25 protein-coding genes and 3 pseudogenes are annotated in these 25,819 nt (G+C 40.5%); 14 read left to right on the forward strand and 14 right to left on the reverse strand.

What is annotated here, in order from left to right; genetic code table 11:
- Positions 1-122: 122 nt before the first annotated feature.
- The 4 genes and pseudogenes from FSB73_RS11535 to FSB73_RS11550 all read right to left on the reverse strand — a co-directional run.
- Positions 123-1,373, reverse strand: a pseudogene (locus FSB73_RS11535) (outer membrane beta-barrel protein); the annotation flags it as partial.
- Between the two features lie 15 nt (positions 1,374-1,388).
- Positions 1,389-1,655, reverse strand: coding sequence for a hypothetical protein (locus FSB73_RS11540; RefSeq protein WP_146782141.1), 267 nt, complete (start codon positions 1,653-1,655; stop codon positions 1,389-1,391).
- Entirely contained in the window at positions 1,628-2,557 is a 930-nt protein-coding gene (locus FSB73_RS11545; RefSeq protein ID WP_158639507.1) for a carboxypeptidase-like regulatory domain-containing protein, read from the reverse strand. The genes FSB73_RS11540 and FSB73_RS11545 overlap by 28 nt, the downstream gene beginning before the upstream one ends.
- Before the next feature lie 241 nt (positions 2,558-2,798).
- Entirely contained in the window at positions 2,799-3,953 is a 1,155-nt protein-coding gene (locus FSB73_RS11550) for a serine hydrolase domain-containing protein (RefSeq protein ID WP_146782146.1), read from the reverse strand.
- Between the two features lie 194 nt (positions 3,954-4,147).
- Here FSB73_RS11550 and FSB73_RS11555 point away from each other — a divergent pair, with 194 nt between their 5' ends.
- The 3 genes from FSB73_RS11555 (at position 4,148) to tpiA (ending at position 6,253) form a co-directional block, all read left to right on the forward strand.
- Entirely contained in the window at positions 4,148-4,927 is a 780-nt protein-coding gene (locus FSB73_RS11555; RefSeq protein WP_146782149.1) for a hypothetical protein, read from the forward strand.
- 17 nt (positions 4,928-4,944) lie between these two features.
- Complete coding sequence (locus FSB73_RS11560; protein WP_146782152.1) at positions 4,945-5,421, forward strand: hypothetical protein; 477 nt, start codon at positions 4,945-4,947, stop codon at positions 5,419-5,421.
- Positions 5,422-5,491: 70 nt separating this feature from the next.
- Positions 5,492-6,253 carry a triose-phosphate isomerase gene (gene tpiA / locus FSB73_RS11565; RefSeq protein ID WP_146782155.1) on the forward strand — a complete coding sequence of 254 codons (762 nt, stop codon included), beginning with the start codon at positions 5,492-5,494 and terminating at the stop codon, positions 6,251-6,253.
- Between the two features lie 188 nt (positions 6,254-6,441).
- Here the strand turns inward: tpiA and FSB73_RS11570 are convergent, their stop codons facing one another.
- The 3 genes from FSB73_RS11570 to FSB73_RS11580 form a co-directional block, all read right to left on the reverse strand.
- Positions 6,442-8,037: a DUF4153 domain-containing protein gene (locus FSB73_RS11570; protein ID WP_146782157.1), complete on the reverse strand. Its 1,596-nt coding sequence runs from the start codon at positions 8,035-8,037 to the stop codon at positions 6,442-6,444.
- A 63-nt stretch (positions 8,038-8,100) separates the two neighbouring features.
- Positions 8,101-8,394, reverse strand: a complete 294-nt coding sequence (locus FSB73_RS11575; protein WP_146782160.1) for a winged helix-turn-helix domain-containing protein — start codon at positions 8,392-8,394, stop codon at positions 8,101-8,103.
- A 17-nt stretch (positions 8,395-8,411) separates the two neighbouring features.
- Entirely contained in the window at positions 8,412-9,119 is a 708-nt protein-coding gene (locus tag FSB73_RS11580) for a hypothetical protein (protein ID WP_225973947.1), read from the reverse strand.
- Positions 9,120-9,330: 211 nt separating this feature from the next.
- Between FSB73_RS11580 and uvrC the strand changes: the two genes are divergently transcribed.
- The 3 genes from uvrC to FSB73_RS24850 are packed head-to-tail and all read left to right on the forward strand — an operon-like array spanning position 9,331 to position 11,131.
- On the forward strand, positions 9,331-10,473 hold the full coding sequence (gene uvrC, locus FSB73_RS24840) for an excinuclease ABC subunit UvrC (protein WP_225973948.1): 1,143 nt from the start codon (positions 9,331-9,333) through the stop codon (positions 10,471-10,473).
- Positions 10,398-10,892: an excinuclease ABC subunit UvrC gene (locus FSB73_RS24845; RefSeq protein ID WP_225973949.1), complete on the forward strand. Its 495-nt coding sequence runs from the start codon at positions 10,398-10,400 to the stop codon at positions 10,890-10,892. The genes uvrC and FSB73_RS24845 overlap by 76 nt, the downstream gene beginning before the upstream one ends.
- A 20-nt stretch (positions 10,893-10,912) precedes the next feature.
- Positions 10,913-11,131: a helix-hairpin-helix domain-containing protein gene (locus tag FSB73_RS24850; protein WP_225973950.1), complete on the forward strand. Its 219-nt coding sequence runs from the start codon at positions 10,913-10,915 to the stop codon at positions 11,129-11,131.
- Between the two features lie 69 nt (positions 11,132-11,200).
- Here FSB73_RS24850 and FSB73_RS11590 read toward each other — a convergent pair whose 3' ends face one another.
- The 3 genes and pseudogenes from FSB73_RS11590 to FSB73_RS26660 form a co-directional block, all read right to left on the reverse strand.
- Positions 11,201-11,458 carry a hypothetical protein gene (locus FSB73_RS11590; protein WP_158639508.1) on the reverse strand — a complete coding sequence of 86 codons (258 nt, stop codon included), beginning with the start codon at positions 11,456-11,458 and terminating at the stop codon, positions 11,201-11,203.
- A 200-nt stretch (positions 11,459-11,658) separates the two neighbouring features.
- Entirely contained in the window at positions 11,659-13,413 is a 1,755-nt protein-coding gene (locus tag FSB73_RS23265; protein WP_262712688.1) for a thioredoxin domain-containing protein, read from the reverse strand.
- A gap of 115 nt (positions 13,414-13,528) precedes the next feature.
- Positions 13,529-13,831, reverse strand: a pseudogene (locus FSB73_RS26660) (DUF255 domain-containing protein); the annotation flags it as partial.
- Between the two features lie 311 nt (positions 13,832-14,142).
- On the opposite strand from FSB73_RS26660, the pseudogene FSB73_RS11600 reads away from it, so the two are divergent.
- Both FSB73_RS11600 and FSB73_RS11605 read left to right on the forward strand, forming a co-directional pair.
- Positions 14,143-15,596: pseudogene (locus FSB73_RS11600) on the forward strand (RapZ C-terminal domain-containing protein).
- 40 nt (positions 15,597-15,636) lie between these two features.
- Positions 15,637-16,383 (forward strand): nucleotidyltransferase family protein, encoded by a 747-nt coding sequence (locus FSB73_RS11605; RefSeq protein ID WP_146782166.1) that lies wholly within the window; start codon positions 15,637-15,639, stop codon positions 16,381-16,383.
- Positions 16,384-16,556: 173 nt separating this feature from the next.
- On the opposite strand, the gene FSB73_RS11610 is transcribed toward FSB73_RS11605, so the two are convergent.
- On the reverse strand, positions 16,557-16,979 hold the full coding sequence (locus FSB73_RS11610) for a Fur family transcriptional regulator (protein ID WP_146782169.1): 423 nt from the start codon (positions 16,977-16,979) through the stop codon (positions 16,557-16,559).
- Positions 16,980-17,019: 40 nt separating this feature from the next.
- Entirely contained in the window at positions 17,020-17,694 is a 675-nt protein-coding gene (locus tag FSB73_RS11615) for an SCO family protein (RefSeq protein ID WP_146782174.1), read from the reverse strand.
- Positions 17,695-17,936: 242 nt separating this feature from the next.
- Here FSB73_RS11615 and FSB73_RS11620 point away from each other — a divergent pair, with 242 nt between their 5' ends.
- The gene (locus FSB73_RS11620) at positions 17,937-18,242 is read left to right on the forward strand and encodes a MerC domain-containing protein (protein ID WP_262712636.1); all 306 of its coding nucleotides are present in this window, start codon (positions 17,937-17,939) and stop codon (positions 18,240-18,242) included.
- A gap of 156 nt (positions 18,243-18,398) precedes the next feature.
- Here the strand turns inward: FSB73_RS11620 and pafA are convergent, their stop codons facing one another.
- A complete protein-coding gene (gene pafA, locus FSB73_RS11625) occupies positions 18,399-20,024 on the reverse strand; it encodes an alkaline phosphatase PafA (RefSeq protein WP_146782177.1) in 1,626 nt (541 codons plus the stop codon).
- Between the two features lie 171 nt (positions 20,025-20,195).
- Between pafA and FSB73_RS26665 the strand changes: the two genes are divergently transcribed.
- The 3 genes from FSB73_RS26665 to FSB73_RS11635 all read left to right on the forward strand — a co-directional run bounded on the left by FSB73_RS26665 (position 20,196) and on the right by FSB73_RS11635 (position 22,561).
- Positions 20,196-20,582 carry a nitrilase-related carbon-nitrogen hydrolase gene (locus FSB73_RS26665; RefSeq protein ID WP_262712316.1) on the forward strand — a complete coding sequence of 129 codons (387 nt, stop codon included), beginning with the start codon at positions 20,196-20,198 and terminating at the stop codon, positions 20,580-20,582.
- Between the two features lie 29 nt (positions 20,583-20,611).
- Positions 20,612-20,983 (forward strand): nitrilase-related carbon-nitrogen hydrolase, encoded by a 372-nt coding sequence (locus FSB73_RS26670; protein WP_262712317.1) that lies wholly within the window; start codon positions 20,612-20,614, stop codon positions 20,981-20,983.
- Positions 20,984-21,466: 483 nt separating this feature from the next.
- The gene (locus tag FSB73_RS11635; RefSeq protein WP_146782180.1) at positions 21,467-22,561 is read left to right on the forward strand and encodes a hypothetical protein; all 1,095 of its coding nucleotides are present in this window, start codon (positions 21,467-21,469) and stop codon (positions 22,559-22,561) included.
- A 43-nt stretch (positions 22,562-22,604) separates the two neighbouring features.
- Here FSB73_RS11635 and FSB73_RS11640 read toward each other — a convergent pair whose 3' ends face one another.
- Positions 22,605-23,747, reverse strand: a complete 1,143-nt coding sequence (locus FSB73_RS11640) for an acyltransferase family protein (RefSeq protein WP_146782184.1) — start codon at positions 23,745-23,747, stop codon at positions 22,605-22,607.
- 427 nt (positions 23,748-24,174) lie between these two features.
- Here FSB73_RS11640 and FSB73_RS11645 point away from each other — a divergent pair, with 427 nt between their 5' ends.
- Together FSB73_RS11645 and FSB73_RS11650 are read left to right on the forward strand one after the other, a co-directional pair.
- A complete protein-coding gene (locus tag FSB73_RS11645) occupies positions 24,175-25,224 on the forward strand; it encodes a helix-turn-helix domain-containing protein (protein ID WP_146782187.1) in 1,050 nt (349 codons plus the stop codon).
- A gap of 300 nt (positions 25,225-25,524) precedes the next feature.
- Positions 25,525-25,782, forward strand: coding sequence for a hypothetical protein (locus FSB73_RS11650; RefSeq protein WP_146782191.1), 258 nt, complete (start codon positions 25,525-25,527; stop codon positions 25,780-25,782).
- Positions 25,783-25,819: the final 37 nt, after the last annotated feature.

A 25,819-nucleotide genomic window follows, 5' to 3' on the forward strand; every position in this document is an offset into this window, starting at 1 on the left:
GATATGGATGAAATGCATTTCCCCTTGGAGTTGAACGCATGGTAAAAATTCAGGGCAATCATACACCTTTTTTGCAAACCTAAATTTGTTAAATGACATAAGGTAGAAACCATATTGACTTGCTACAATCTGTTTTTAGAGGCATCAGATTCAAGTGGATTGATTTTTCTATTTTTTAAATTCTGTTTTCCAAATTTCCAAAGTATACTAATGCCGACCTGTCTACTGTCCATGTAACCGGATTCTTTATAATAGATGTCGTATAAAGCTTTTTCCTTGTATCCGTCATTTTTAAACAGATCATTGCCAAAAATGCTGATAGATATTTCTTTACCTAACTTTCTTGTTAAAGCTATATTGATATTTCCCTGCTGATAGTGAGTATAGTAACCATCAGAATAAGTCGGTTTAAAATACGCGTTTATCCCTAATTGTAATTTGGAATTGACTGTGAAATCATTCGTTAGATTCAGACTGATAAGGGGTGTGGTCCTACCTGGCTTGATCTGCTTGTATTTTGTTTTATAAAATAGGCCATAACCGTCAAAGCTGGAGCGCCACCAGTTTTTAATATTGATTGCATAAGTCGCCGTTAAATAGGATCCCTGTAGATAAAAGTTGTCGTACTTTTGATAAAGTACTGCAAAACTAGGATCCTTTAGATAAAGTGTGCTGATCATGTCCTTATAGATCAAAAAGCCTGAATAAACGGTGATGGAATTGTTATTAGTCCAGCCCAGACTTATATCGAAATTTTTCTGCGGAAGTATGTGCGTATTACCTTCAAATTTGGCTGAACTATTATCCGTAAGCCTTTGGTAGGGGTTCAATAATGAATAGTCGGGGCGTTTAAATGATTTATTGAAACTTAAAATCCAATAACTGCTGGCTGTTTTAGAATACTGAAATAGCAAGTTGGGGAAAACATTGAACCAGTTATAATTCACCACCCCATTCAATGAATCACTTCGGGAGTCAATTTTGTTGTTTTCAATCCGTAAGCCTAGTTGAATGAATAGATTTTTGACTTGTTTTTGCCAACTTGTAAAGGCCGCATAATTAGTTTCCTTGTAACTTATTTTCTGTGAAGCGAGTAATTGAAGGGGAATAGTAGAATTGTCATAGGTAGAATCGTCATTTAGTATTTGGTTTTGGGAAAAACGGAGCCCGTAGGAAAAATCCTCACCCAATAATTTTGTCGTATTTGTGATGGAGCCGACCCAGGTATTTACGCTTTGCGGCAGCACATCCATTTTATTATAATCCGAGATGTATCCCGCTTTTAGAAGATCATAGATGTCGTTGGAATATTTATTTAGATTATTTTGACGATTATGAAAATATTCCAATTCAAATTTCAGATGCTGTTTACCTTCATCAAAATTAGTTTAGTAAGTCATCTGTGATTGGATAGAAATGCTTTTATTGGAACCTTTTGCATTAAATCGGTAAATGCTGTCATTTGACCGGTCATCTGTAAAATTTCCATTATTGGCTTTTAAATTGAAATGATTTGTTGACGAGGTAATATCTGTATAAAAGGTGAGTTTGTTATTTTTATTAAAGTCATAGCCCAAGGTCGTGTAAAATCTGTTAGTGTTTGTACTGCTAATGGATTGCTGTGGAATCATCCAGACGGATCCGGTTTGGCCCAATTTTTCATAGTTATTAATGATTTTATTTTGGCGTAACCAAAACCATAGCCTGATTGGAGATATAGCGCTCCTTTTTTGTAATTTACAGTGCCATTTATGTATTTGTGGAGAAAACTGGCTTTTATTCCCCTGAATGTTATATTACCTTTTATGCCGTCATCTTTATACTTAATAGTGGAAATTTTGATGACAGTTGAGATGTCCGCTGCGTAAGAAGCATCTGGATGGCCGATTACTTCAATTTTATCGATATTACTGGCAGGGATTCCCTGTAGATATTGCATTAAGGCCTCCCCTGACTGGTGCACCCTTCTGCCATCAATATATACGACGGTGGGTTTATTTAGAACTGTCAGAGAGCCTGCACTGGAGGTGATTACAGTAGGGGCGTATTTTAAGGCGTCCCAGGCACTACTTGATTTGGCGAGTGCACTTTGCTGCACATTCAGGATAAATTTGCCCTTATCCATTTCCAGGTAAGGTTTCTGGGCCTTGATTTTGACGGCGGATAATTGACTAAACTTTGGCGTTAGATAAATGAATAGCTGCTGCGCGCGACCCTGCTTGGGAACTTGTTCTTGCTCCTTACTATTGCTTATTTGGATTGCAGTATCCATTTTTAGGTAACCAGTATAGGAAAGCGATACCCTGTAGTTTCCAGGTTGAAGGTTTTGAACTTGATAATTGCCTGCCTTATCAGTAATGAACTTTTGGGAAAGCTGCGTGCTATCCTGTAGGATTAGGCCATTTACATACGGCAAGGCGCCTCCCGAAGTCTTATCGGCTACTTTTATGTTTAGTGTGTTTTGGGCAAATACGCCCCTTCCTATAAAAATATACAGTAGAAGCAGACCGCATACAATGCGCCAGTATTTTTTATTACGGTTAATTGTGGGATGCAATGTTGAATTTATTGTATGACAATTTAACTTATTTTCTCTAATTCAATGTGTTGTTATACAGTAAATTATAAGAATTTCGGTCGGGCTGTTGTATTATTTAGGGGCGTACTTGGCTATAAAAGGCTGGCAGCTAGCAAAATGATCATCATTTTGCTAGCTGCCAGCCTTTTAAGGTTTTTAAACTGAATCTGATCAGCCTGCCCTTGTATATGGATCCTGATCGCTACAATAATTGGTGGTATTAATAATCCTTATGCCCGGTAAAAATATGGGTCAACTTCTTTGCATTGTAGTTATTGGGACTATACCTATTACCCAATAGTATAATGGTGGCGGTATCCTGGATAATACGGTTGAAAACCGTATTACTCCCATGCCAGTATCCATTGTGGTAGATAATGGAATCACCGGTTCTTGGATTAAAATAAGTGCGCCAGCCCAGTCCATAATTGTGCATGGAGGGATGCTCGTGACTCTGCGGGGTAAATGCCATTTTCAAGGTCGATGCCTTTAGGAATGTATGCGCATAAAGGCTTCGATCCCATTTGAGTAGATCTCTAACCGTACTGTAAACATTTTTATCGCCATAGGTACAATCCACATTGGTCATAGGGAAAGGCCGATTGCCACTGTAGGTTGGATTGTAGGTCGCTGTATCTTTAATGGAGAATATATAGGTATCGTTCATGCCCAGTGGCTTAAATACGCTGTCCTTCATATATTCCGGGAAAGGCATTTTGGTCACCTGTTCAACAATGGAAGCCAAAAGCAGGAAGTTGGTATTGCAATACTGGAATGCTCGATCTGGTTTAGCAGTGATCTTAGGCTTATTTACCATCATATAGTTAATAACATCCTGGTTGGTCGCTTTTCTGTATCTATCAAAGCCCTTTTCCATAAAATAAACATAGTTCGGCAAACCGGTTCTATGAGAGAGCAGCATTTTAATGGTAATGCCATAATAAGGGAGTTTAGGAAAATACTTTTGCAGATTATCATCCAAAGACAATTTACCGGTTTCCCAAAGATGCAATACGGTCATTGCGGTAAAAGTCTTGGAAATAGAAGCCAGATGCATAGACGTACGAGGCGTTATAGGCGTCCTTTTCCTAAAATCAGCAATACCTTTATATTCTTCAAATACAACTTGCCCATTTTTAGCGACCAGGACCTCTCCATTGAAGTTAGGCCCCATGATCTTATGGAATTCTGTCTCCACTTCATTTTTGTAATGCTGCTTTTCGCCATCGGTCAGTTTTCTAAAATAAGAGGAGTCGGCAGGATAGAGACCCGTTTCAGGTTCCTTTTGCTCTTTTTGAGGCTTTTTTTTGTCCTTGGTTGCGCCACAGGACATTAACATACTAGCGGATGCAAAAAAGAGGAAAAGTGCTTTCACAAATATTGATTTTTTGAGTTCGGACAAAAATAATAGAAATATAGTCGCTCGTTAACAAGTTCTACGCCAGAGGGGGAAAATAAGATTTTTTTAGCATTTTTTGAGTAAGTTCCTGTTACTGCGAAACCCACTTGGGCGCATTTTGCATAAAAATTTGCCGTTTATGGTTGTATTTAGGAACTTTAGAGGTTATTATGGCAATATTTTTATTTGAAACTCCATCCCTACGTCGGCGATTCGCTCCGCTTACAACGAACAAGCCTTTCGTTTCCCTGTTGTCTGGTGGCATTCCTTTGCTGGACAAATGGAATGCGCTGAATTTTGACGTCGGTGAAGTGTTTATAATTTCTGAATCCTTTCTAGGCACCAGCTTTATGCCGGATTACCTGGAAGCGGGCGATTTTCTGATTTATTGTGGGAGGGCACCCATCTGCGCGACTACTATTTTTTATGACTGCCCGACCAAGCCCACGAGTCAAGGTGTCGGTCTGCTGAGTAAGTCGACAGAAGAGTGGCCGGAAAGAGAAATAATGGCCGTATTGCTCAATAAGAGAATTGCCGTGGAGGCCGTAAGAGAAGCGCTGTTTGAAGATCCAGATCCCAATAAGGCATTGGAAAAGTTATTAGCCCCCCAGCAAATTCAGTGGAGTGAGGCTCCCAGAAGAAATTATTATGAATATCCAAAGGATCTTCTGGAACACCTTAAAGCAGATATAGATTGGACGATTGAGCTATTGAAAGATGAATATGAATTGGACTTAAAAGCGTTGGATGACACTAACCAAGTGATCGGGAAGCATCCTGTTATCATAGAAAAAGGGGCGCACATCAGCATGTCCTTGCTGAACACAGAAAATGGCCCCATTTATTTAAGCAGGGGCGTGAAAGTGATGGAGGGTTGTATGCTTAGAGGACCTTTGTTTTTAGCAGGAGGAACTGTACTTAAAATGGGACGAGGATCTATGGCCCTGTAGCCACTGGTGAAAATTGTGTGCTTGGCGGTGAGATTAAAAACAGTATCTTCCATAGTGGCACCAACAAAGGCCATGAAGGGTATATAGGAGATTCAATTATTGGTGCCTATTGTAATTTTGGTGCCGGCAGTGGTGGCAGTAATGTAAAAAATACCGGAGGTGAGGTCCGGGTATATGATTACGAGACAAAAGGTTTTAGAGAGGTAGGGCAAAAATTCGGGGCACTGGTTGGCGATTTCACCCGTATCGGTGTGGGTACCCAACTAACAACCGGCTCCAGCATCGGCACCTGTTGCAATTTATTTGGCCTGGAAATCCCCCCAAAACTCGTAGCGCCATTTTCCTGGGGCAATGGAGATAATCTTGTTGATTATCAGATAGAAAAGGCGATTGAACATATTAAAACCTGGCTTGGTTTTAAGGGAGTGGATCTCTTTGATGGGGAATTTCAGATTTTGAATCATATCTTTGAGCAGACCAGGAGGCGGGGCTAAAGCCCTGGCAACCCTGATTTTCATCATCTCAGTTATTAATTGATTAAACAAAAATTGAACAGAATTAATTATGCGTACACAAATTGCAGCAGCAAACTGGAAAATGAATCTGACCCTGCAACAGGGCCAGGATCTATTAAGTAATATTTTATCCAAGTCCACTTCTGTACGGGAGGGTCATGCGGTTATTTTTGCGGTACCGGCGCCTTACTTGCAGGCTGCCAAAGAAATCGTGGGAGACAGACAAAACGTTTACATCTCTGCCCAGAATATTTACTCCAAGGTGTCAGGAGCGTATACAGGAGAACTTTCTGTAGAAATGATTAAATCCGTAGGCGTTTATCACAGCCTAATCGGCCACTCTGAAAGAAGAGATTATTTTGGAGAATCCAACCAGTTCTTGGCAGAAAAGGTGGATATTGCCTTAGCCAATGACGTAACCCCCATCTTCTGTCTGGGAGAATCCCTGGAAATCAGAGAAAGCGGTAAACAAAATGAATTTGTGGCTACCCAGCTGGAAGAGTCCTTATTTCATTTAAGTGCAGATCAAATTACAAAAGTGATCATCGCTTATGAACCCATCTGGGCAATTGGTACCGGTAAAACCGCCAGTAGTGAACAGGCAGAAGAAATTCAAAAATTTCTGCGGGAGCACCTTGCCAGCAAATATGGACAAGCCATCTCAGATCAGATCTCCATACTCTACGGTGGCAGCGTAAAACCGGGTAATGCAAAAGAACTCTTCAGTCAGCCAGATATTGACGGTGGCCTGGTCGGTGGTGCATCCCTGGTAGCTGATGACTTTGTCGCCATTATTGATGCATTAAATTAGCGGTGTGAATCTGGCGGGCTGCACATATATAAATATTTTTATCAATATTTATTTTTTTCCTTTAGCCAAAGGAAAAAAAATTAAATAATGCCTGACAGGATAACCTGACAGGATACAAGATACAAGTTACATAAAACTGGGGTTGGTTACCGGACATTTAAATGTGCGGTAATCAACCCCAGTTTACTTTACTGAGCTTTGGCAGGTGCCCATTCACTTTTATTTCTATTTGATTGCCAAGTAACATATTTATAATACCAGGCCACAGAGAGTATATCTTTATGGGTATAGGATACGTCCCAGTCTAATTTATTTTGCAATTCTTCCGTAAGCTTTGTGTCACTTTTATACCTCGGATCGTTTAGTAAGCTAGGAACCAAAACATGGGTATTGTAATCCAGATTTCTTAAATATTGCAAATCTGGATGAGCCATATAAGTCAGGTTATAGCGCGTGATAATGGCGCCCCAGTTAATGATACTATTGAGTACAATTGTGCCTAAAAATACCTTAAACATAATGGCCACCAGCCAAGCGGCGCTGGCTGCATCACGTATTTTTCTATAGGTAAAATAAAGCCCGACAATACATAAAATTAAAAAGATATATACCCCGATGCGCAGCAGCGTCAGACCATAGCGTCCGATATATGCGGCGTTGTGCAAAGCAGCAGATATGACCAAAAGAATATTTAGCATAATCCAGACATAGGCCAGTCTATGTAAAAGTGCCGGCTCCCCGCCATTGTATGCAGATCTTGCAGTGCTTTTTTGTCCTTTGTTGTAACCCATTTGCTGTTGAGTCGCCGGGCGGATGTAATACATAATCACAGCCACAGCCATCACAATGGACAATATTATGGAATTTACCTGTTCATGGATGGCTTTGCTGAGCCTGGCTGCATGGATCCCTTGATACAGTTCATACCCGTAGACCAGCAAAAACAAACTTAATAGGCCAATTAAAAGACTTAGTGTGATGATCGCCCCTTTTTGGTGGGCGGCTCGGTATGGATGCAGCCGTTTTTGTTGGACATCCGCAGTCATCTCTGATCCCTTATCCCAACTCAGCACCTTTTCATTAATGGTATAAAGCCAGGGGATGGGTAGGATATACATAAAATTAAACAACAAGATAAATCCGATAATCGCCAGTGCAAATAATACGGTAAAATCTAAATTTGGAAGCAGTTTTGTCAATACCTCTGAAAACATCGTGCTGCTGGCCATATATACCATCAAAAAAATTAAGACAATGATGATGGGTAGCAACCATGTTTTGAACCAGCTCACAGCTGGCTCGGGACGGCCCGAATCACCGTACTCGGCGCCAGGATCCATGGCAAAGCCCATTTGATCCGTCACTGCTTCATTAAATGGCGTTTGGGCATTCGTTTTCCTTTTGGGGATCCAGCGTTCCACAAAAAATATCCGGACAATAAATGAACCAAAGCTATAGGCCAGCATTAGGGGATAGAGTAGTGGGTGAAATTTTTTGTCCGTCATATAAACGCCGAGCGTATAAAAACTTAATAGTAGGGCCCCCATGGAACCAGGGTCACCGTAAAAAGTAAAGGCGCCGGCGGTAATCCACATCGCTAAACTCAGTAGCCAAAAGCCGCCGTCTTTTCTATAAACTTTAAAACCACCCTGACTGTAAACGGCTAACCCCCAGGCAAGTGCACAAAATATCAGCACATTACCGCCGGGATCATGATAATAAAACAGGATCATAAAACTGATCAGCCCCACGAAAAAGAGCGTTAATTTTCTTTTGAGATGCATTGTTTTTATTTTTATTATGTGATTGAAAGTACTTTGAATTGCAAAGTAAAAAAACAAAAAAAATTATATTTGCCGCATGAGCTTTTCTAATTGAGACAGATGATCCGTAAAGGCCTTTTTGCCAAGGGCCGTAACCTGATAAGTTGTCCTGGGTTTCTTGCCCACAAACTCTTTATGCACCTGGATGTATCCATTTTTTTCCAGAGCACCAGCGTGACTGGCCAGGTTGCCATCCGTGATATCTAATAGGGATTTGAGCTCCTTAAATTCCACCCAGTCTCGGACGATAAGGATGCTCATGATCCCCAGTCGTACCCGGCTCTCAAATTCTTTATTTAGGGATTGAATATTAATCATGACTTGCCAGCGCAAATTTAACGGTATTTCCTTTGCATCAAAATACCATAGGTGATATGAAGCAATCCAAAACCGATGATCCAGAAAATCAGTCCATAACCTACCAAAAAGCAACTGATCAACCCCAAAATGGATTCCAATAGCCCCAGATAATATACTTCCTGAAAAGTATACTTACTGGCGCTCATCAGCGCCAGTCCATAGAAGATCAGCGTGGCTGGTGCCATGAGCTGCGTCTGCCCGTGAAAAAGCAGCGCCAGACAGGCCACACCACCAATAAAAAGGGGAACCAATAAACTGGATAATAACTGCCGGGTCGTAGTTGTCCAGATTTGGAGCTTTGCTTTTTTGCTTTTGCGCACTGTAAAATAAGTAGCAGCTGCGACCGCCAGCACTAGAATCACAATGGCCAAAACGAAAAGTTGCGTAAAAAAACCGGTGGTATAAGCCATAGCCGTATGGGACAGATAACCTCTGCCTTCTCTATGAACCAGATAGAGCGCATAACCCCCTCCTAAAAGTGCAATCAGGCCGGCGGCTACGCCGGACAGACCGCTCAGAGAAATAAATCTGGAAGAGCGCTCCATCATGGAGCGGATAACACTCAGGTCATCCTCGTATTTATGTTGCCCTGATTGTGGCCTGTCCAGAGGACTTTCTGGATAATTGCCCCGGTTCATAGAAACTTTATCATTAGGCTCATTGCCCAACTGTTTTGCTGCCATAAAAAGCCCGTTAAAAGTGTTTAAAAGTACTTTGTGGTACAAAGTAAAATAAAAAGATGACAACAAACAAATTTAATTTAGGACGGTTCAACCCCCTATTTTGCCCATACAAAAAGCAAATTCAACAATAATACAACAACAATACAGCAACTGTTAAGCACCTGATTTTCCTGATCCATGTTCCCTGCCGGTATTTATGTATTTTTGCTTTATGACTTCCGAAGAGTTTTTAGAGATCGCACCCACTATTCCCAAGCAACCCGGCATCTATAAATATTTTGATGCCGAAGGCACATTAATTTATGTAGGCAAGGCCAAGCACCTGCGTAAACGGGTCAGTTCCTATTTTAATAAAACGCTCAGTAATTATAAAACCCATGAGCTGGTGCAACGTATCCGGCACATCGAATTTACGATTGTGGATACTGAGCAGGATGCTTTTTTACTAGAAAACTCCTTGATTAAGCAGTTTCAGCCCAAGTATAATATCATGCTTAAGGACGATAAAACTTATCCGTATATCGTCATTAAAAGGGAACCCTTTCCAAGGATTTATCTCACCCGAAATAAGATCAAAGACGGCTCAGAATATATCGGCCCCTTTACCAATGTATGGCGGGTCAGGGAAATCCTGGATCTGATCAAAGAAAATATACCACTCAGAACTTGTAAGCTTAATCTGACCAAATCCAATATAGAAAAAGGCAAGTTCAAAGTTTGCCTGGAATATCATTTAGGGAACTGCAAAGGCCCCTGTGAGGGCCTGCAGACAAAAGAGGATTATGACCAGAGCATTCAGCAAATCCGTCAAATCGTTAAAGGCAATCTGGCGCCAGTGGTACAGCATTTTAAAGAGGAAATGATGGCGCACGTAAACAATATGGCTTTTGAAAAAGCAGAGATAGTTCGCAGAAAGATTGCTGATCTGGAAAACTATCAGGCTAAATCCACCATTGTCAACGCGCATCTGGGCAGTCTTGATGTATTTTCCATCTGGAAACAGGAAGAAATTGCCTACGTTAATTTCTTAATGGTAGAACACGGTACCATTATCCACACGCATACCGTAGAATTACAAGCCCAGATAGAAGAAAGCGAGCAGGATGTGCTGCTTTTTGCCATGGCCAATTTAAGGGAGCAGTTTAATAGCATTAATAAGGAAATCGTTGTGGCAAATCCGCTGGATTATCCGGATGATTCTATTAAGATTACGGTTCCAAAGGCAGGGGAGAAGAAAAATTATTGGAACTGTCCGAAAAAAACGTCAATTACTTCCGGATGGAACTTAAAAAGAAAAAGACCTTACTGCTTGAAGCGCAAGTATCTGCAGATGATGAAAGGGCGCTTAGAATGATCCAGGAGCAGTTATCCTTACCCAATCTACCCATACATATAGAATGTTTTGATAATTCTAATTTTCAAGGGTCCTATCCGGTATCTGCTATGGTTTGCTTTAAAAATGGCAAACCCAGCAAAAAGGATTACCGGCATTTTAATGTAAAAATGGTAGAAGGGATTAATGACTTTGCCACCATGACAGAGGCCGTGTTCAGAAGATATAAAAGGCTTAAGGAAGAACAGCTGCCTTTGCCGCAACTAGTCATTATTGATGGCGGCAAAGGACAGTTAAGTGCTGCAATGAAGGCCATTGATGAGTTACAACTGCAGGGGAAAATGACCCTGGTCGGGCTGGCCAAAAATGAAGAGGAACTCTTTTTCCAGGAGACAGTGAGTCGCTCAAGTTACCCTGGGATAGCCCTTCCCTTAATCTGATCCGAAAAATCCGGGATGAAGTGCATCATTTTGGGATTACTTTTCACCGCAACAAAAGATCCAAAGGGACTTTCAAAAATGAACTGGAAGCCATCCCAGGCATTGGTGAGGCAACTGCCAGTCAACTGCTAAAGCGCTTTCGCTCTGTTAAACAGATTCGTCAGCTAACAGAAAGGGAGCTAACGGCAGAAGTCGGCATCTCTAAGGCGGCCAAAATCTGGCAATATTTTCATCCCTGATGTTTGAGGCAATTTAATCTACAATTTAGTCAACAAATCAAGCGACAAATCAATCGACAAGTCAATAACCTAATTGGTCAGATTTTCATCGGAATCTGCCTTGGAATTGCCCCCCTCTTCTTTAGTCGGGTTATTTACAGGTGGCTTTCTGTTTTTAAGTTGACGGTGTAATCTAAGCAGATTTACGCCGGAAAGTGCTGCACCGATACAGATAATAGCTGCAAAATAGCTGTTTTTATTCAAGCCTTTTTGCACAAGGTCGATTATCCCTATAATAAGAGACAGGCCTGCTAAAATCCAGGCGACACAACCTAATATGAAGGGCATTTTGTATTGTTTCATTGCGTCGAAGCTTTTAAATGAATCCGGTACGCAGGCCTTTGGCCTGCGCTAGACTTTAATAAATATGCTTTTCGTATTTAAATCTGTTGTTTAAGTGGTCATTTAATAAGGCAGTGCGCCAATTCTGTCTTCCTCCCCAGCTGCTCTTCCCTCAAATGCTCTTTCTTCAATTCTCCAAGGATTGCTTAGGTCAATACAGGGTGCACGCCACTTTTAACCAGACTATCCATTAATGTATTCACCTCTGTTACAGGTTGATTACAATGATAATCCTGGCAAAGATAAATAAAGCTTTGCCCCTTTGGAACATTTTTGTCCGCTAATAATGGCAGATCTGCTACTGTAACCGGGCTAAACTGCAAAACAGCCCCGGGCAGGTAGTTTTGCAGCACCTCACTAGCTAGCGCCGATGCGTTATCCCCGATAATGGCAATTTCTGGTGTGCCAAAGGCAATTTTTTGCCAAAGGGTGGCCCAATAACCAAAAGAAGTTGGGTAATGCTGCATTAAAGGCTCCATGGCGAGTGTCATGTATACTGCTCTTTCCCGCCAGGTAGTTTTGTCCAGTAAAATGGACAGGCGCCAGAGGTTATCTGCCATAACTGCATTGCCCGAAGGCGTGGCACTGTCGTAAGTTTCTATTTTTCTGACCAGTGCACCTGCTGCCTGTTTTGTATAATAGAAGAAATGACCTTCTTTGTCGCTAAATCCGCTGATTACTTCGACTGTAAGCGCTGCGGCGCTTTGAAGATATGTTGTTTTCCCAGTCACTTGGTTTAGTTCGATCAACGCCTGGATGAGTGACGCGTAATCATCCAAAAAAGCCTCCGCAGCGCCAATTTTTTTATTCCAGTGATGTCGCCAGCTTCCTTCATTTTCATCTTGCGGGATTAAATGAGACTGTAGAAAATGATAACAATCTTCTGCCATTTCAATAAATAAAGGTTCACCAAGGGCTGCACCGCACTTGCAAAGTGCGGTAATCAGCATCGCATTCCAGCCAAGAATCACTTTATTATCGGTGCCGGGGCGCACTCTTTTGCTTCTTTCGGTTAATAGTTTGACCTTACATTGGTCTAGTACTCTTAAAAGGGACGCTTCTGGAATCCGGATGGATTTAGCTACTTCCGCTATACTTTGCTGGAGCCAGAGAATATTGGTATCCTCCCAGTTGCCTTTTTCCTCTACGTCATAGACCAGGCAGAAGAGTTCCGCCTGCTCTTCTCCCAGAATCTTTTCAATCTCACTTTTCTGCCAGACATAATATTTGCCTTCAACCCCTTCGCTGTCTGCATCCAGGGCAGCATAGAAACCGCCTCCGCTATGGCGCATCTCCCTTGAAAGAAAATCGATGGTTTGACGGATAATTCTTTGGTAGACCATATTGCCTGTTAAAGACCAGGCCTCAGCCAAGGCTTCCAACAATAAGGCATTATCATAGAGCATTTTCTCAAAATGTGGCACCAGCCATTTTTCATCTGTACTGTAACGGGCAAAACCGCCGCCAATCTGGTCATACAAGCCGCCTTGCAACATTTTGTCCAGGCTTAGCAAGGCTTGACTGACTCCTTGCTTATTGCCGGTATAATAATAATCCCGCAGTAAATACCTGATAGTATAAGTCTGTGGGAACTTGGGTGCCCGACCAAAGCCGCCCCATATTGTGTCGGCGGCCTGCATGACCGCTGCGCGGATCTGGCTGGCCTGGCCGGGGATATCTGCTGCCCCTGCCTTAAGTCTATTATTTAATCCAGCACCATCATTTTCTACCGTCGTCTTTTCATTAGATTTTTCGCCTTGATTTTCGCCTTGATTTTCATCGTGATTTTCGCGTAGGTTTTCTTGGGTGTTTTTGGGTTTTACGCTCAAAGGCAGATTTTGCTGCTCCAGATGCCGGATCAGGTTTTCCGCCTGGGCAGTAAGATCTGGCTGTTTTTCCATAAATGCCTGATGGACACTGGACAGTACTTCCCTCCAGGAAGGGCGTTGGTACAGCCTTTTTGGCGGAAAATAAGTACCCCAAAAAAGGGCGGGTATCTGGCAGCAAAAATACATTGAGTGGCCAGCCGCCCTGGCCGCTCATAGCCTGGACGGCGTCCATATACAAATGATCCAGATCCGGCCTTTCCTCCCTGTCTACTTTAATATTAATAAAGTGTTCATTCATATAAGCAGCCACTTCTTTATCCTCAAAACTCTCTCTTTCCATAACATGGCACCAGTGGCAGGCTGCATAGCCAATACTGATTAAAATCGGCTTTTGTTCAGTGCGTGCACGCTCAAGTGCAGTCTCGCCCCAGGGATACCACGCTACCGGGTTATAGGCATGTTGTAGTAAATAAGGGCTGGTTTCTGAGATAAGATGGTTGGGGGATTAACAGAACCATGCTGTGGCCTTTCTGACATGATTGAATGATTATTTTGATTGAACAGTTGAATACAGCCTACCTTTTATTTTATACTAAATAGGTTGGATTTAACTGTATTTATTATGTGATTTTGCTGCACGAAGCTACGTTATTTAATTTTCTTCTGCAGACACCCTGTCATGTCAAAATTATTATAGCAATAAGAGCAATCGCTATGCGTGCATAGAACCTGTAATATATAGTCTGCTGTCTAAGCCATGGCTCAAGTGAATTTTGCGCTGATTTGTTTACTTTTGGGGCTATGATTATAGAAAAGATTGAATCCCTGTATAAAGAGGTATATGGACACCTGCCCAAAAGGATAGAAAAACTGCCTCAGAGCGGTAGTGACCGGTTGTATTTCAGGGTGTATGGTGATAAGAGCCTAAATGAACAGCAAAAGGAAAGCTGTATTGCCACCTATAACTATAATGAACAGGAGAACCGGACTTTTTTAGCCTTCACACAGAGTTTCAGGTCGCTGGATTTACCTGTTCCTGAGATCTATGGGGTGTCGCCCGACTATCTGCTTTACCTACAGGAAGATTTTGGGTCGACTTCTCTTGCCGGATTACTGGAAACGGAAGGGCATAGTGACCGGGTATATTCCTTATTCCAAAAAAGCCTCAGCGCCTTGGCTGGGCTGCAAATTAAAGGTCATGACAAAGTCGATTACCGACTTTGCCTGACTTCGACAGAATTTGGAAAACAGGCCATTTTGAGTGATCTGCTTTACTTTAAGTATTATTTTCTGGACTTTTTGGGATTGCCCTATAATAAGCAGCAACTCCTGGATGAATTTGATGTGCTCAGCGTATTTTTAGGGCAGAGCCGTTATAAGTATTTTATGTTCCGTGATTTTCAGAGCCGCAACATCATGATAAAAGATGAAGCCGTTTACTTTATCGATTATCAGGGCGGAATGAACGGCGGTCTGCAGTATGATGCAGCTGCGCTTTTATGGCAGGCCAAGGCTAATTTACCTAAAAAGTGGAAGGAATCGTTGTTGGATTATTATATTGATGAGGTAGATGCCTTGATCGCCAATAAGGTAGATAAAAATGCCTTTAAAAATCAATTTAAAGGCTTTGTGCTGATTCGTTTGCTGCAGGTATTGGGTGCTTATGGTTTCAGGGGATTATTCCAGCGCAAGGCGGCCTTTTTGGCCGGCATTCCCATTGCACTGGATAATTTGAAAAAATTCACGCAAAATAATATGATCGGCATTGAACTGCCGGAGTTTGAAAGAATCCTTGGATTAATTACCGGCCCTGAAACAAAGACCAAGTTTATTGCTGTACAGGCAACCCCTGATACACCGCTGGTCGTAGAAATCAATAGCTTCTCCTATAAAAAGGGCATACCCAAGGATAGTAGCAGTAATGGAGGTGGTTTTGTCTTTGATTGCAGGGGTATTCTAAATCCAGGAAGACAGGAAGCCTTTAAAAAGCTCACCGGGCTTGATAAACCGGTTCAAGATTTTTGCAGCAGCGTACCGCAATGAATGAATATTTAAACAGTGTATTTGATCTGGTCAGTATTTCTGTAGAAAACTATATTTCCAGGGATTTTGCACACTTGCAAATCAATTTTGGCTGCACCGGTGGGCAGCACAGAAGTGTGTATAGCGCTGAGCAGACCGCCAGGTACTTGAAAAACAAATACAAAGTAAAAGTTGTGATCACCCATACCAATAAGGACAACTGGGTCAGATAGATAAAATTTTCAATGTTATTATAAAAATAACCACCCCGCCATGAAAGCACTCATATTAGCAGCCGGTCTGGGCACCAGGCTTAAACCCTGGACCCTAAGTCACCCCAAAGCGCTGGCATTGGTTGGTGGTAAGCCGCTACTTCGTCTTACCATTGAATACTTGCAGGCAGCGGGCATATATGATGTTATTGTCAATGTACATCATTTTTCAGATCAGGTTATTTGGGCCCTGGAGAAAAATAAGGGCTGGGGTAGTAGGTTTGAGATCTCTGATGAAAGTGACTTACTCATGGATACCGGAGGGGCCATTATGAAGGCCGCCGGGTATGGTTATTTTAAAAATTCACAGGATTTCCTGATTGTGAATGCAGATGTATTGACAGATTTGTCCTTACAGGAACTGATCAGCATCCATAAAAGCAGCGGACAGCTGGCTACGCTTGCTGTGAGTGAAAGAAGTTCCAGCAGAAGGTTGTTATTTGATCAGCCAACCGGCCTATTGGCCGGTTGGGAGAATATGACTACTGGAGAAAGGAAAATCACGCGTCAGGTAAATTCCATGCAGCCGATGGCCTTCAGCGGCATACATTGTTTGCAGACCAGTATAATTGAACATTTAGCCAAAGTGACCGAATTTGACACCCGGGCACCTTTTTCTGTTATTGACGGCTATCTTTTGCTTAGTAAAACCTGCCCGATTGGTTATTTTGATCATACAGGGGCAAGGTTTATGGATACCGGAACACCAGAGAGATTAGCGGCTGCAGCAGCGGTATTTGCGTCCTGAAAAGTTTAGATCAGTAAGAAAAGTAGTGTAAGTAGCTCAAAATTATTAATAACAGTGCATTGCAGCCTTTTAAGTAGCGTTAAAGGCCTGCGTTTAAGGCTAAGTCAGCTGAAGATCTTAATGTAAATTATATTTTATTGGCTTTCAGAAAGTTAATTCTGGTTTAGGGATAATTAGGCGTGACAATTGGCACAAAGTCCGTTTACAATTACCTCTGTTTGATCCTGCGTAAAACCGGAAGGCAATTTAACATGGGGGACGTTAATTTGTTCCAGACAATAAGTGGTATGGCATTCGTTGCAGACAAAATGTACATGCTGATCATGGTGATGGCCTTCAGAACATTCATCCTTACAAAGGGCGTATCTGATTGAGTTATCCGTAGTTGGAATAATATGGATAATTCCTTTTTGAACAAAAGCCTGCAATGTCCGATAGATCGTGATCCGATCCATTTTTTCATCTGCTTCCTGTTCTATATCTGCATGAGAGAGTGCACCATTTGAGGCCAGAAAAAGATTCAGAATCTTTTTTCTGCTGCCAGTGACACTCAGATTGGCTGATTTTAATATGTTTTCTATAATCTCTTCTTGCATAATCACCTCCTAATTCCTTTGCAGGATACCTGTTACAAATTTACATATTATTCCCGAATATGTTATTGCTGAAATTATTGTTACCACCCGGGCGTTCCTTCAACAAAATTTTAATATCTGCCTTTAATTTATCCAGGTCCTTTTGTTGTAATCCATCAAAAATCTCACCACGAACGTTACCATCTTTGTCTATCAGCGCAAAGAATTGTGTATGAATGAATTGGTCGTCAATACTTTGAACCGGATTCTTATTGTCATCCACCAGATAGCTGTTTCTGGCCTGGTAATAAAGACTGTCTTTTCTGCCTGTCAGAAATACCCATTTACGATCATTCACGCCAATGGAATCAGCGTAATGTTTTAATTGGGCAACAGTGTCTACTTCCGGCATACAAGTATGAGAGACAATCATAAAGTCTTTCTCATCCTTGAACGTATTATAGATTTCATCCATATTATGATTCATCTTGGGACAAATCCCTTTACAAGTTGTAAAAAAATAGTTTACAACACATACCTTACCTTTCATATCCTGCAGTGTGAAAGGCTGGCCATCCTGATTGGTAAAGGAAAAAGGCTGAACCGTACTAAGGGTCGGCAGTTTTGTTTTCCAATTGTCCGTTCCGGCAAATAAAAGTATCCAGAATACGATACAACAAACCACAAAAAACAGGGTATAGCCAATCAGTTTCTTATACTTTTTAACAATAGACATTACTGAGAAGTTTAATTTGTTTCTATTCGTGGGGCAACAGCTCCTTTGGAGTGCAAAGGTACGACAAACAAGGCGGGTTGCCGCCTGATTTGTCTTTGGGTTAACATTGGTTTGCAACTTTGTTGCAAAGTTGTATCTTTGCATAAATCATTTAAACAAATGGGCTTTAAAATCAACTGGGATGCAATGGGTATAGGGCCTCACTGGCCTGTGCGATACACTGCGCCCTATTGCCACTGATCATGACTTCCCTGCCTGTTTTTGGTATAAATATTATCGAAAACAAGGGATTTGAATATTTTATGATTTTCCTTGCATTTGCGGTAGGGGCCTATGCCTTATCTCACGGCTTCCGTAAACATCATCGTAGCTATACGCCGATTATATTATTCTCCATTGGCATCTTATTTTTATTTGCCAAAGAAATCTGGCATGATTACTCTGTTTTGCTACTCATTCCGGCAGTCACTTTTATTGTCTGGGGGCATTATTATAATTTTAGGCTCTGCAGAGCAGCAGGGCATCCCAATACAACAACGATTGAATAACTCCCCTAACAGATAATTTGAATTTTAATATAAAAGCAAAAAAGCCTTTTTTCTTAACCACAAGCTAAATGAGGCAAGAAAAAAGACTTTTTCAATGCTAACTGTGGAGGGTGTAATCCATCAGCATAAGAATCCCATTATGGAAAAAGAGCATTACTACTCGTTTACCTGGTCGGTAATAGTCGTAATCGGATCACCGATACAACCGCTCGGCATCTGGATATGTAATAATGCCGCGAGCGTTGGTGCAATATCTGTTATATGGAGCGTCTTGTTGGTGCTGCCATGGGGAATCTTCCAACCCATAAAAATAAGCGGGATATGCGTATCGTAGGCGTACCAACTGCCGTGGGTGGTGCCGGTTTTATAATGCCCACTCATCATGCCTGATTTATAGATGATTTTAATGGCGCCGCTTCTATCTTTGTTATACCCATTAATGATCATTTCTTTGATAACTCCTGGTATGCCAGCACTCCCTGGCTTGGATGCATCCATGACAAAGGCGATTTCTGGCTGCTGGTTAAGATAAGCTATAGTGGAATTTTTTATGGCGTCCAGGTCCAGTTTGCTCGTTTCAATTAACTGGCGATTGAAATGAACCTGTTCATTTAAAAAACTAGTGACCAGTTTTCCCACCTGGAACGCTTTTTGAAGGTGGTTATTTAGGCCATCTCTGAGGCTTGTTGTATAGCCGGTTGGCATTTTATTGTGCTGCATAAAGCCAACTGCGTTGGCTCCGCCGTGATCTGCGCTCAAAAAGACAAGATAATTGGCTTTGCCGACCTTTTTGTCCAGATAACTGAAAAACGTAGCCAGATCCTTATCCAGTCGCAGATATACATCTTCAATTTCGATGGCATTGGGGCCGACCAGGTGACCGGAATAATCGGTAGAAGCGCAGTTGATGGTTAAAAAGTCAGTTGTATTGTCCTGGCCCAACTGTTCCCCGTCAATCGCAGCTTCGGCAAATTCTAAGGTCAGCGTGTTGCCAAAGGGTGTTTGCCTGAGCGATTCCTTGTCTTTGGCATAGGCTGCTTTTAAATCATAGGGGAATACGGGCTCCTTGGCGCCGGGAAGTATCCCTTCCCAGGGCTCGTTATCTTTGGTGCTTTGCTTATATGCTGCAATCGGCAGTAAAGGCTTCCACAGACCGCTCATCAGCTTACCGGGCAGTCCTTGCTGATTGAAGCCGGCTACCCAGCCGGGCAGTTCTTTTCTATAATATGTACTGGTGATAAAATGCCCGGAGTGATCATCCAGCCAATAAGCACCTGTCGGGTTGTGACCTGCAGGTAAAATTGAAGCACGGTCTTTTAAAGATACACCCACCACTTTACCTTCAAAATTGGTTGCCAGTCTTAATTCGTCGGTAATGGTTGTAGACAGTAAGTTGCGAGGTGACATCTGACCAGCGGTGCCAGTGGCACCGACTGTCTGGACGCTATCGTCATCGGTACAATAAGTTGATTTACCGGTATTCGTATAAATCCAGTTGTTGCCTGTGATTCCATTTATGGCAGGAACGGACCCTGTAAATATGGAAGAATGTCCCACCGCTGTATAAGACGGAAGATAGTTGATCAACGTATTATTGCAGCTAAATCCTTCATTAATCATTCTTTTAAAGCCGCCGTCTGAATATAAATCATAATAGCGGTAGAGATAGTCCCAGCGCATCTGGTCTACAACGATGCCTACCACTAATTTGGGCCTGTTTAATTGGGCATTGCCGGACAGAAATCCTGCCAGTAAAAGAGAAAATAAAACGAGCTTTTTCATAAATATTTTGACTTTGGTTTTATAAAAATATAAACACGGTTGAAAGGTAAATGTAATGGCTAAGATACAATATTACGTTATAATTAATTTATTTACCAGAGTGCAATATTTTGAGTAACTTAGGTTTTGAAAAACCGTTATCTGAAAACAAAGAAAAATACAAGTACAACTATGTCCTCAATAACATTATCACTGATTCAGACAAAAATATTCTGGAAGAAAAAACAGGAAAATCTTCAGATGCTGGAAGAGAAAATCAATGGTATTTCATCTCCTAATGAAATTATTTTATTACCGGAGATGTTTAATACTGGTTTTACATCTGAACCTGTAAAGGTAGCAGAAACAATGGATGGCACTACCGTTAATTGGATGCGAGAATTGGCCGCTTCAAAAAATGTAATTATAGGCGGAAGCCTTGTTATCAGGGATGGAGAGGACTTTTATAACCGGCTGGTATGGATGTTACCCAATGGAGAAATCGGAACCTACGATAAAAGGCATCTCTTCGCTTATGGGGGGAAGGGGCAAAATATACGGCTGGCCAAAAAAGGCTGATTGCAAGCGTTAAAGGCTGGCGCATCAATTTGCAGATTTGCTATGATCTTAGGTTTCCGGTATGGACCAGACAACAAATGCAGGGCAGTGAACCTGAATATGACCTACTTATTAACGTAGCAAACTGGCCGGAAAAAAGACAGAGTACCTGGTCTACTTTATTAAAAGCAAGGGCCATTGAAAATATGTGTTATGTTGCTGCTGTTAATAGAGTTGGTATTGATGGTAATAATATTGTCTATAAAGGGGGATCCGTTATACTGGACCCTTTAGGGAATCCACTTTATGAAGCGGAGGATCGGGAAGAAATTAAATCTATCACCTTAAAAAAAGAAAATCTTCATCAAATCAGAGACCAGTTTCCTTTTCTCACGGATGCGGATCAATTTTTAATCAAATAGTGCGGTTTAATTTTTTGCGTCAATCAGACGTAAAAAAAATTGCTCACTTCGATTATTTAAAATTATAAAAAGCAAAAGTCCTGATTGTATTTGTTCAAATTTGAACAAATACAATCAGGACTTTTGTTGTTTTTAAATATTAATCAAGTAAACTGCCAAACAATGATGCCAGAAAATAGAGACTTTAATTTTAATTGCACACTATGGTGACCGTTCATAAGGGGGAGAGATCTGGATAGATTAAGATAGATTTTTATAAAGCATATATATAATGTTTCTGTAATTAGCTATTTTTCTTTAACTTAGCTTACATTATGCGAAAATCATTCCAATATACCAACCATTTTAAAATTTGCTTTTCAAAGAAACTTGCTTGGGAGATACCTGATCGTATGCTGAGATCAATTAATTGCTATTGATTTGTATGCCAATAGCAACTGCAGATTTCAATTGTTGAATCATTAATCATTAAATAAATATATTATGAAGGAAATGTTTTCATTTACAGTAAAAGTCTTTGAAAATGGGAGATTTAGATTATTAGAAATACATCCTGGTTGGCCGATGGATTTAAAAGACATAACTAAAGATGTATTAAGAATTCCCGGAGCTCAATGTGCCTATATACAGGATAAAGGGGTGCTTATAATATTTCAACTAATAATGGTTGGTCCGTACCCAGTTGTGCTATCTTATTATAATGTCACCAATGATACCTTGAAATTTATTTGTGAATCTGATGAAAGCGGGATTGAAGCATGTATGACCCTTAAAGGGACAGTGATTTATGAATTAAACGATAATAAGACGCTTAAGGTTGGGGCAGGAGATCATAACCTAATTGTTTATAAGCATGTTAAGAATATAGTTGTGTTTCGGGAGAATCCAGTAATGACTTTAGATATTCATTTAGATAAGCTGCTTTTATTAAAAATGAGTCCAACCCACTCCGAGTTAGATAAGATACTGGAAATTATTGAGCAAAAAAAGAATGGTCAGCTTTTTTCGACAATTGCCAATGGCAGTATATCGCTTAGCCATAAACTCTATAGGATTATTGAGGCCCTCATGGGAGGTAAAGCTAGTGAAAGCTCAACCATAAACATCTTAATGAATTACTTAGAAGAATTTGTTACCAATGATTTACCCAAAACAAAATTTAATTATTCAATAGATGACATTGGAACTTTGCTCAATATAGAAGCGAAAATAAGAGGTTCCAACAAGGAAATAATGACACTTAGCGAAATCTTTGAGGCTTCGACGTCCAATGAGCGATATGCAGATGGCAAAAAGATGCATGTGGATAAAATAAGAGAAGGATTGAAATTTTTCACAGGAATGTCGCCGCGTGATATTCGGCTGGATGAGGCACTTATTCAAATAGCGGCAAGAATTGAACTGGAAGTAAAAGTGGGGACGCTGAAGAAAATGACACTCGGAGATCACCATTCTTCGTTTGGTTTTAGTGAAAAATACTTAAGTCGTAAGTTTAAAGAAAAGTATGGTCATACTTTTGAAGCGTTCAGAAATGTAGCCTTAAAAAAATGCCGTGATGAGAAGGATGACTTGAAGTGAATGAATGGAGGTGGATAGATCTTGATGGGGCATTATGCAGCACTTACTTTTGGGACAATTTAAAGTCTTTTTTTAAGCGACCTTTCATGTATTTACGCAGCGGTTCGTCCAGTGCTTTAAGGATAAGATAGGCAAATCCGATCAATAGGCAGGTAATAACCGGAATCTGAACATATAACTGTCCCATGGATGGGTGATGCGTTTCCAGGTAACTCAGAAAAACCCATAGGAATGGATAGTGAATCATATATAGTGGATAGGACACATCTCCCAGGAATTTACAAATGGGTTTGGAATTACGGGAGATGGTAACACCAGCCCCCAAGGCTACTAAAAAGGGGAAATAGAGGATTACAATGATGGGCTCTGTTATCCAATTGATCGTATCCACGTAGGGAACCAAAAAGGCTATTGTAAGTAAAATACCCAGCCCTAGAAAGCCGAGTTTATTTTGGATGAGCCAGCCCTTACGGTAAACCAGAATGCCGGCCAGAAAGGAGAAAAATAACCGGGCAGCACCACCGACCCAGTTCTCTGCTCCCCAGCCGATGCTTAGGTTACCAAATTTATGGGCCGTATAAATAAGTATACAGGCTGCTACTACGGTTAAAGTTACCAGTAACCTTTTTCCTAGTCTAAAAAGAATAATACCATAGAATATATTGGCAATATACTCCCAAAATAACGACCAGGTTGGTGGATTAAAGTAAAACAGGTTATTGTACCGTTCTGGCATGGCAGGATGTGGGATCATAAATGCGGAACTAAGAAACATCGCTATGGTGTCTTTAATGCCGTATTGCATAAAGAAATTATGGAAAGGGTCTAATACGAAGGTCAACAGTCCGATTATTGCGCCTATAAAAACCATAGGTTGTAATCTGATCAATCGTAATTTAAAGAATTCTACGATGCCTAAACGCTTAATGCGGCTGTCATAAGCGTAAGCTACCACGAAACCTGACAAGCAAAAAAAGAAGTCCACAGCAAGATAAGCATGTCCGATAAAGCTGTTGGCGTAATCTGGAATAATAAATTCCATAAAATGGAAAACAACAACTGCTACTGCGGCAATACCTCTTAATCCGTCAAGTGCCATGTAATGTGTACGAGTTTTCAGTAGCTCAGATGTCGGAGCTGCTGCGCAGGGTGTATTTATAATCGCTGAAGTAATTGTTGTTGCCATTAAATAATGCTTATATTTCTCTAATGAGATAATGTATAGAATACAATAATAGTAAAACCAATCATAACTTACTAAATAAGAACGTAGTAAACACCAAGATTGAGACGTTTTGAGTAAATTTTGAGAATTTCAGCCGAATATCAAAGGCAGGATTGATATGACGACAGCCGTAAAATTATTTTTTATAAGTAGGAATATAGGCACTTTTTTGGGGCCTTAAATCGACCTTTTTTATGGCTTAAGTTCCTGTACCCCATTTTTTTGTTCATTAACTTTACACTTTAAGGGAGAATTGGATCATATGATGATAATAATAATAATAATAATAATAATAACCCTCCTTTAAATCTTTACTGTTTTTTAAACAGGGGTACATTTTATTAATTTAAATTAATCTTAATCTTAATCTTAATCCAAAGTATCTGTTATGGAAGAGTTTTCTATTTTACCACAAGGCGGCTTATCAGAAGGAGGCAAAAAACCAAAACCGTTTCCGTTATTGGAGGGGTTTCCAAAGAAATATATCAATCGAGGATGGAAGCACTCCCTTAAAAGGCATATTCAGACCCAAAATGATACAATGTTGTTTGAGTGGATTAACGCCAATAAGTCGGCATTGAACAGAGGTCAGTATTTTGTAAAAGGGCCGGGGTCCCGGTCCTTCAGATGCGTTTCTCCATCTGGTGGGATAGAATTTCAATTTTGTATAAGAGGAAGGGCTAAGTTTCAAATAAAAAAATTAAATAAGGATGACGGTTATTGGAGACATGTGATGGCTGGCAAACATAATTTCCAAGTTTATAATGGCTTTATCAATGATGCCATCATTGATACGAATGAGCCACTTGAGATTTTGAATATAGCTATTTCTTTGGAAAGATTAAAAGAGTTTGCCCGGAAATATCCAGTCATGCAACGAATGGTAGAGGATGTGATGGTCAACGCAAATACTTTATTATTAGCCTATCCAAGGGTCACTACCAATGAAATGCATTTGATTATAGTTGAAATTTATACACTTGTCAATGAAGACGAGTTGGACCTTGAATTACTGGACAATTTAATTGACAAATTGATCTTTCTGTTTTTAGAGTATAGGAAAGAACCGGGAATGCCATTCGCATTTGATACTGTTGAAAAGTTTTTTAATGCCCGTACCTACTTATTGGAAAATTATAAGCACAGCAATTGTTCGGTGACGGATGCCAGGCTTGAGGCAGGTATTGATCCCAATCGATTTTGCTCGGGATTTAAAAGGCTTTTCGCAGTGGCTCCCAAACAATATTTGAAAGTTAGAAGAATGGAAAAGGCAAAAGAATTTTTTTTAAGGGGCGATGCTTTGAGTGTACGTGAGGTGATGCAAGAAGTAGGAATGGTCAAACTTGATTATTTCCTAAAGCAATATAAAGAGTATCATAAAGTTAGCGCACAGGAACATTTTGATCAAGGTAGAATTTGTGATATTGATAATCAATGAGATATATTTATGAGGTTGCGATTTGTAGAACAAATTGCCTGATTTTTTTATTAATTTATTGTTTCATCTTTACATCAGCAACAAAATAATAAAGGTCATTTTGAAATAACTGTGCAATCTATTTTAGTCTAAATATTTCTGATGACTTTTTAAGAAGAAGAAACTAAGAGGGGAAAAATATAAGTAAGACCATAAGATAATTATACAATATGATTAAAGAAGCAGCACAAATACGCATTTTAATATCTGGCAATATCTGGTGATATCTGTCACCGGGGTTTTGCCACAAAAAAGGTAAAAATGGAAAGGACAGATTATATAATGACTTTTGGATGGGTAGATAGTTTATGGCCTCAAAGTGAAATGTGGCTATTGGAACTCTTGCTTCGATCGAATTATTTTCCAAATCCGGTTAATTTGATGGAAGGGCCAAAGGCTGAATTCTTACAAAGTAATGGGATGGTGGAGTCAGATTATTATCTGAATGATTCTGGTATTCTTTTACCAAGGCAGCGTTGGATTGTAGAAAATGGACTTTTGATGCCGATCGAGTTGTAATTTTTAAAAAGTTTGTCCCGAAGCGTTTTGCATCCTG

Origin of the sequence: Arachidicoccus ginsenosidivorans, assembly GCF_007971385.1 — a bacterium.
Taxonomy (GTDB): domain Bacteria; phylum Bacteroidota; class Bacteroidia; order Chitinophagales; family Chitinophagaceae; genus Arachidicoccus; species Arachidicoccus ginsenosidivorans.

Excerpts from the sequence above, each read along its gene's own strand:
- FSB73_RS11555 (WP_146782149.1), top strand. The coding sequence starts at position 4,148 with ATGGCAATATTTTTATTTGAAACTCCATCCCTACGTCGGCGATTCGCT.
- tpiA (WP_146782155.1), top strand. The coding sequence starts at position 5,492 with ATGCGTACACAAATTGCAGCAGCAAACTGGAAAATGAATCTGACCCTG.
- FSB73_RS11570 (WP_146782157.1), bottom strand. The coding sequence starts at position 8,037 with ATGCATCTCAAAAGAAAATTAACGCTCTTTTTCGTGGGGCTGATCAGT.
- FSB73_RS11575 (WP_146782160.1), bottom strand. The coding sequence starts at position 8,394 with ATGATTAATATTCAATCCCTAAATAAAGAATTTGAGAGCCGGGTACGA.
- FSB73_RS11580 (WP_225973947.1), bottom strand. The coding sequence starts at position 9,119 with ATGGCAGCAAAACAGTTGGGCAATGAGCCTAATGATAAAGTTTCTATG.
- uvrC (WP_225973948.1), top strand. The coding sequence starts at position 9,331 with ATGACTTCCGAAGAGTTTTTAGAGATCGCACCCACTATTCCCAAGCAA.
- FSB73_RS24845 (WP_225973949.1), top strand. The coding sequence starts at position 10,398 with ATGGAACTTAAAAAGAAAAAGACCTTACTGCTTGAAGCGCAAGTATCT.
- FSB73_RS11590 (WP_158639508.1), bottom strand. The coding sequence starts at position 11,458 with ATGCCCTTCATATTAGGTTGTGTCGCCTGGATTTTAGCAGGCCTGTCT.
- FSB73_RS23265 (WP_262712688.1), bottom strand. The coding sequence starts at position 13,413 with ATGGAAAAACAGCCAGATCTTACTGCCCAGGCGGAAAACCTGATCCGG.
- FSB73_RS11605 (WP_146782166.1), top strand. The coding sequence starts at position 15,637 with ATGAAAGCACTCATATTAGCAGCCGGTCTGGGCACCAGGCTTAAACCC.
- FSB73_RS11610 (WP_146782169.1), bottom strand. The coding sequence starts at position 16,979 with ATGCAAGAAGAGATTATAGAAAACATATTAAAATCAGCCAATCTGAGT.
- FSB73_RS11615 (WP_146782174.1), bottom strand. The coding sequence starts at position 17,694 with ATGTCTATTGTTAAAAAGTATAAGAAACTGATTGGCTATACCCTGTTT.
- FSB73_RS11620 (WP_262712636.1), top strand. The coding sequence starts at position 17,937 with ATGACTTCCCTGCCTGTTTTTGGTATAAATATTATCGAAAACAAGGGA.
- pafA (WP_146782177.1), bottom strand. The coding sequence starts at position 20,024 with ATGAAAAAGCTCGTTTTATTTTCTCTTTTACTGGCAGGATTTCTGTCC.
- FSB73_RS26665 (WP_262712316.1), top strand. The coding sequence starts at position 20,196 with ATGTCCTCAATAACATTATCACTGATTCAGACAAAAATATTCTGGAAG.
- FSB73_RS11635 (WP_146782180.1), top strand. The coding sequence starts at position 21,467 with ATGAAGGAAATGTTTTCATTTACAGTAAAAGTCTTTGAAAATGGGAGA.
- FSB73_RS11640 (WP_146782184.1), bottom strand. The coding sequence starts at position 23,747 with ATGGCAACAACAATTACTTCAGCGATTATAAATACACCCTGCGCAGCA.
- FSB73_RS11645 (WP_146782187.1), top strand. The coding sequence starts at position 24,175 with ATGGAAGAGTTTTCTATTTTACCACAAGGCGGCTTATCAGAAGGAGGC.
- FSB73_RS11650 (WP_146782191.1), top strand. The coding sequence starts at position 25,525 with ATGGAAAGGACAGATTATATAATGACTTTTGGATGGGTAGATAGTTTA.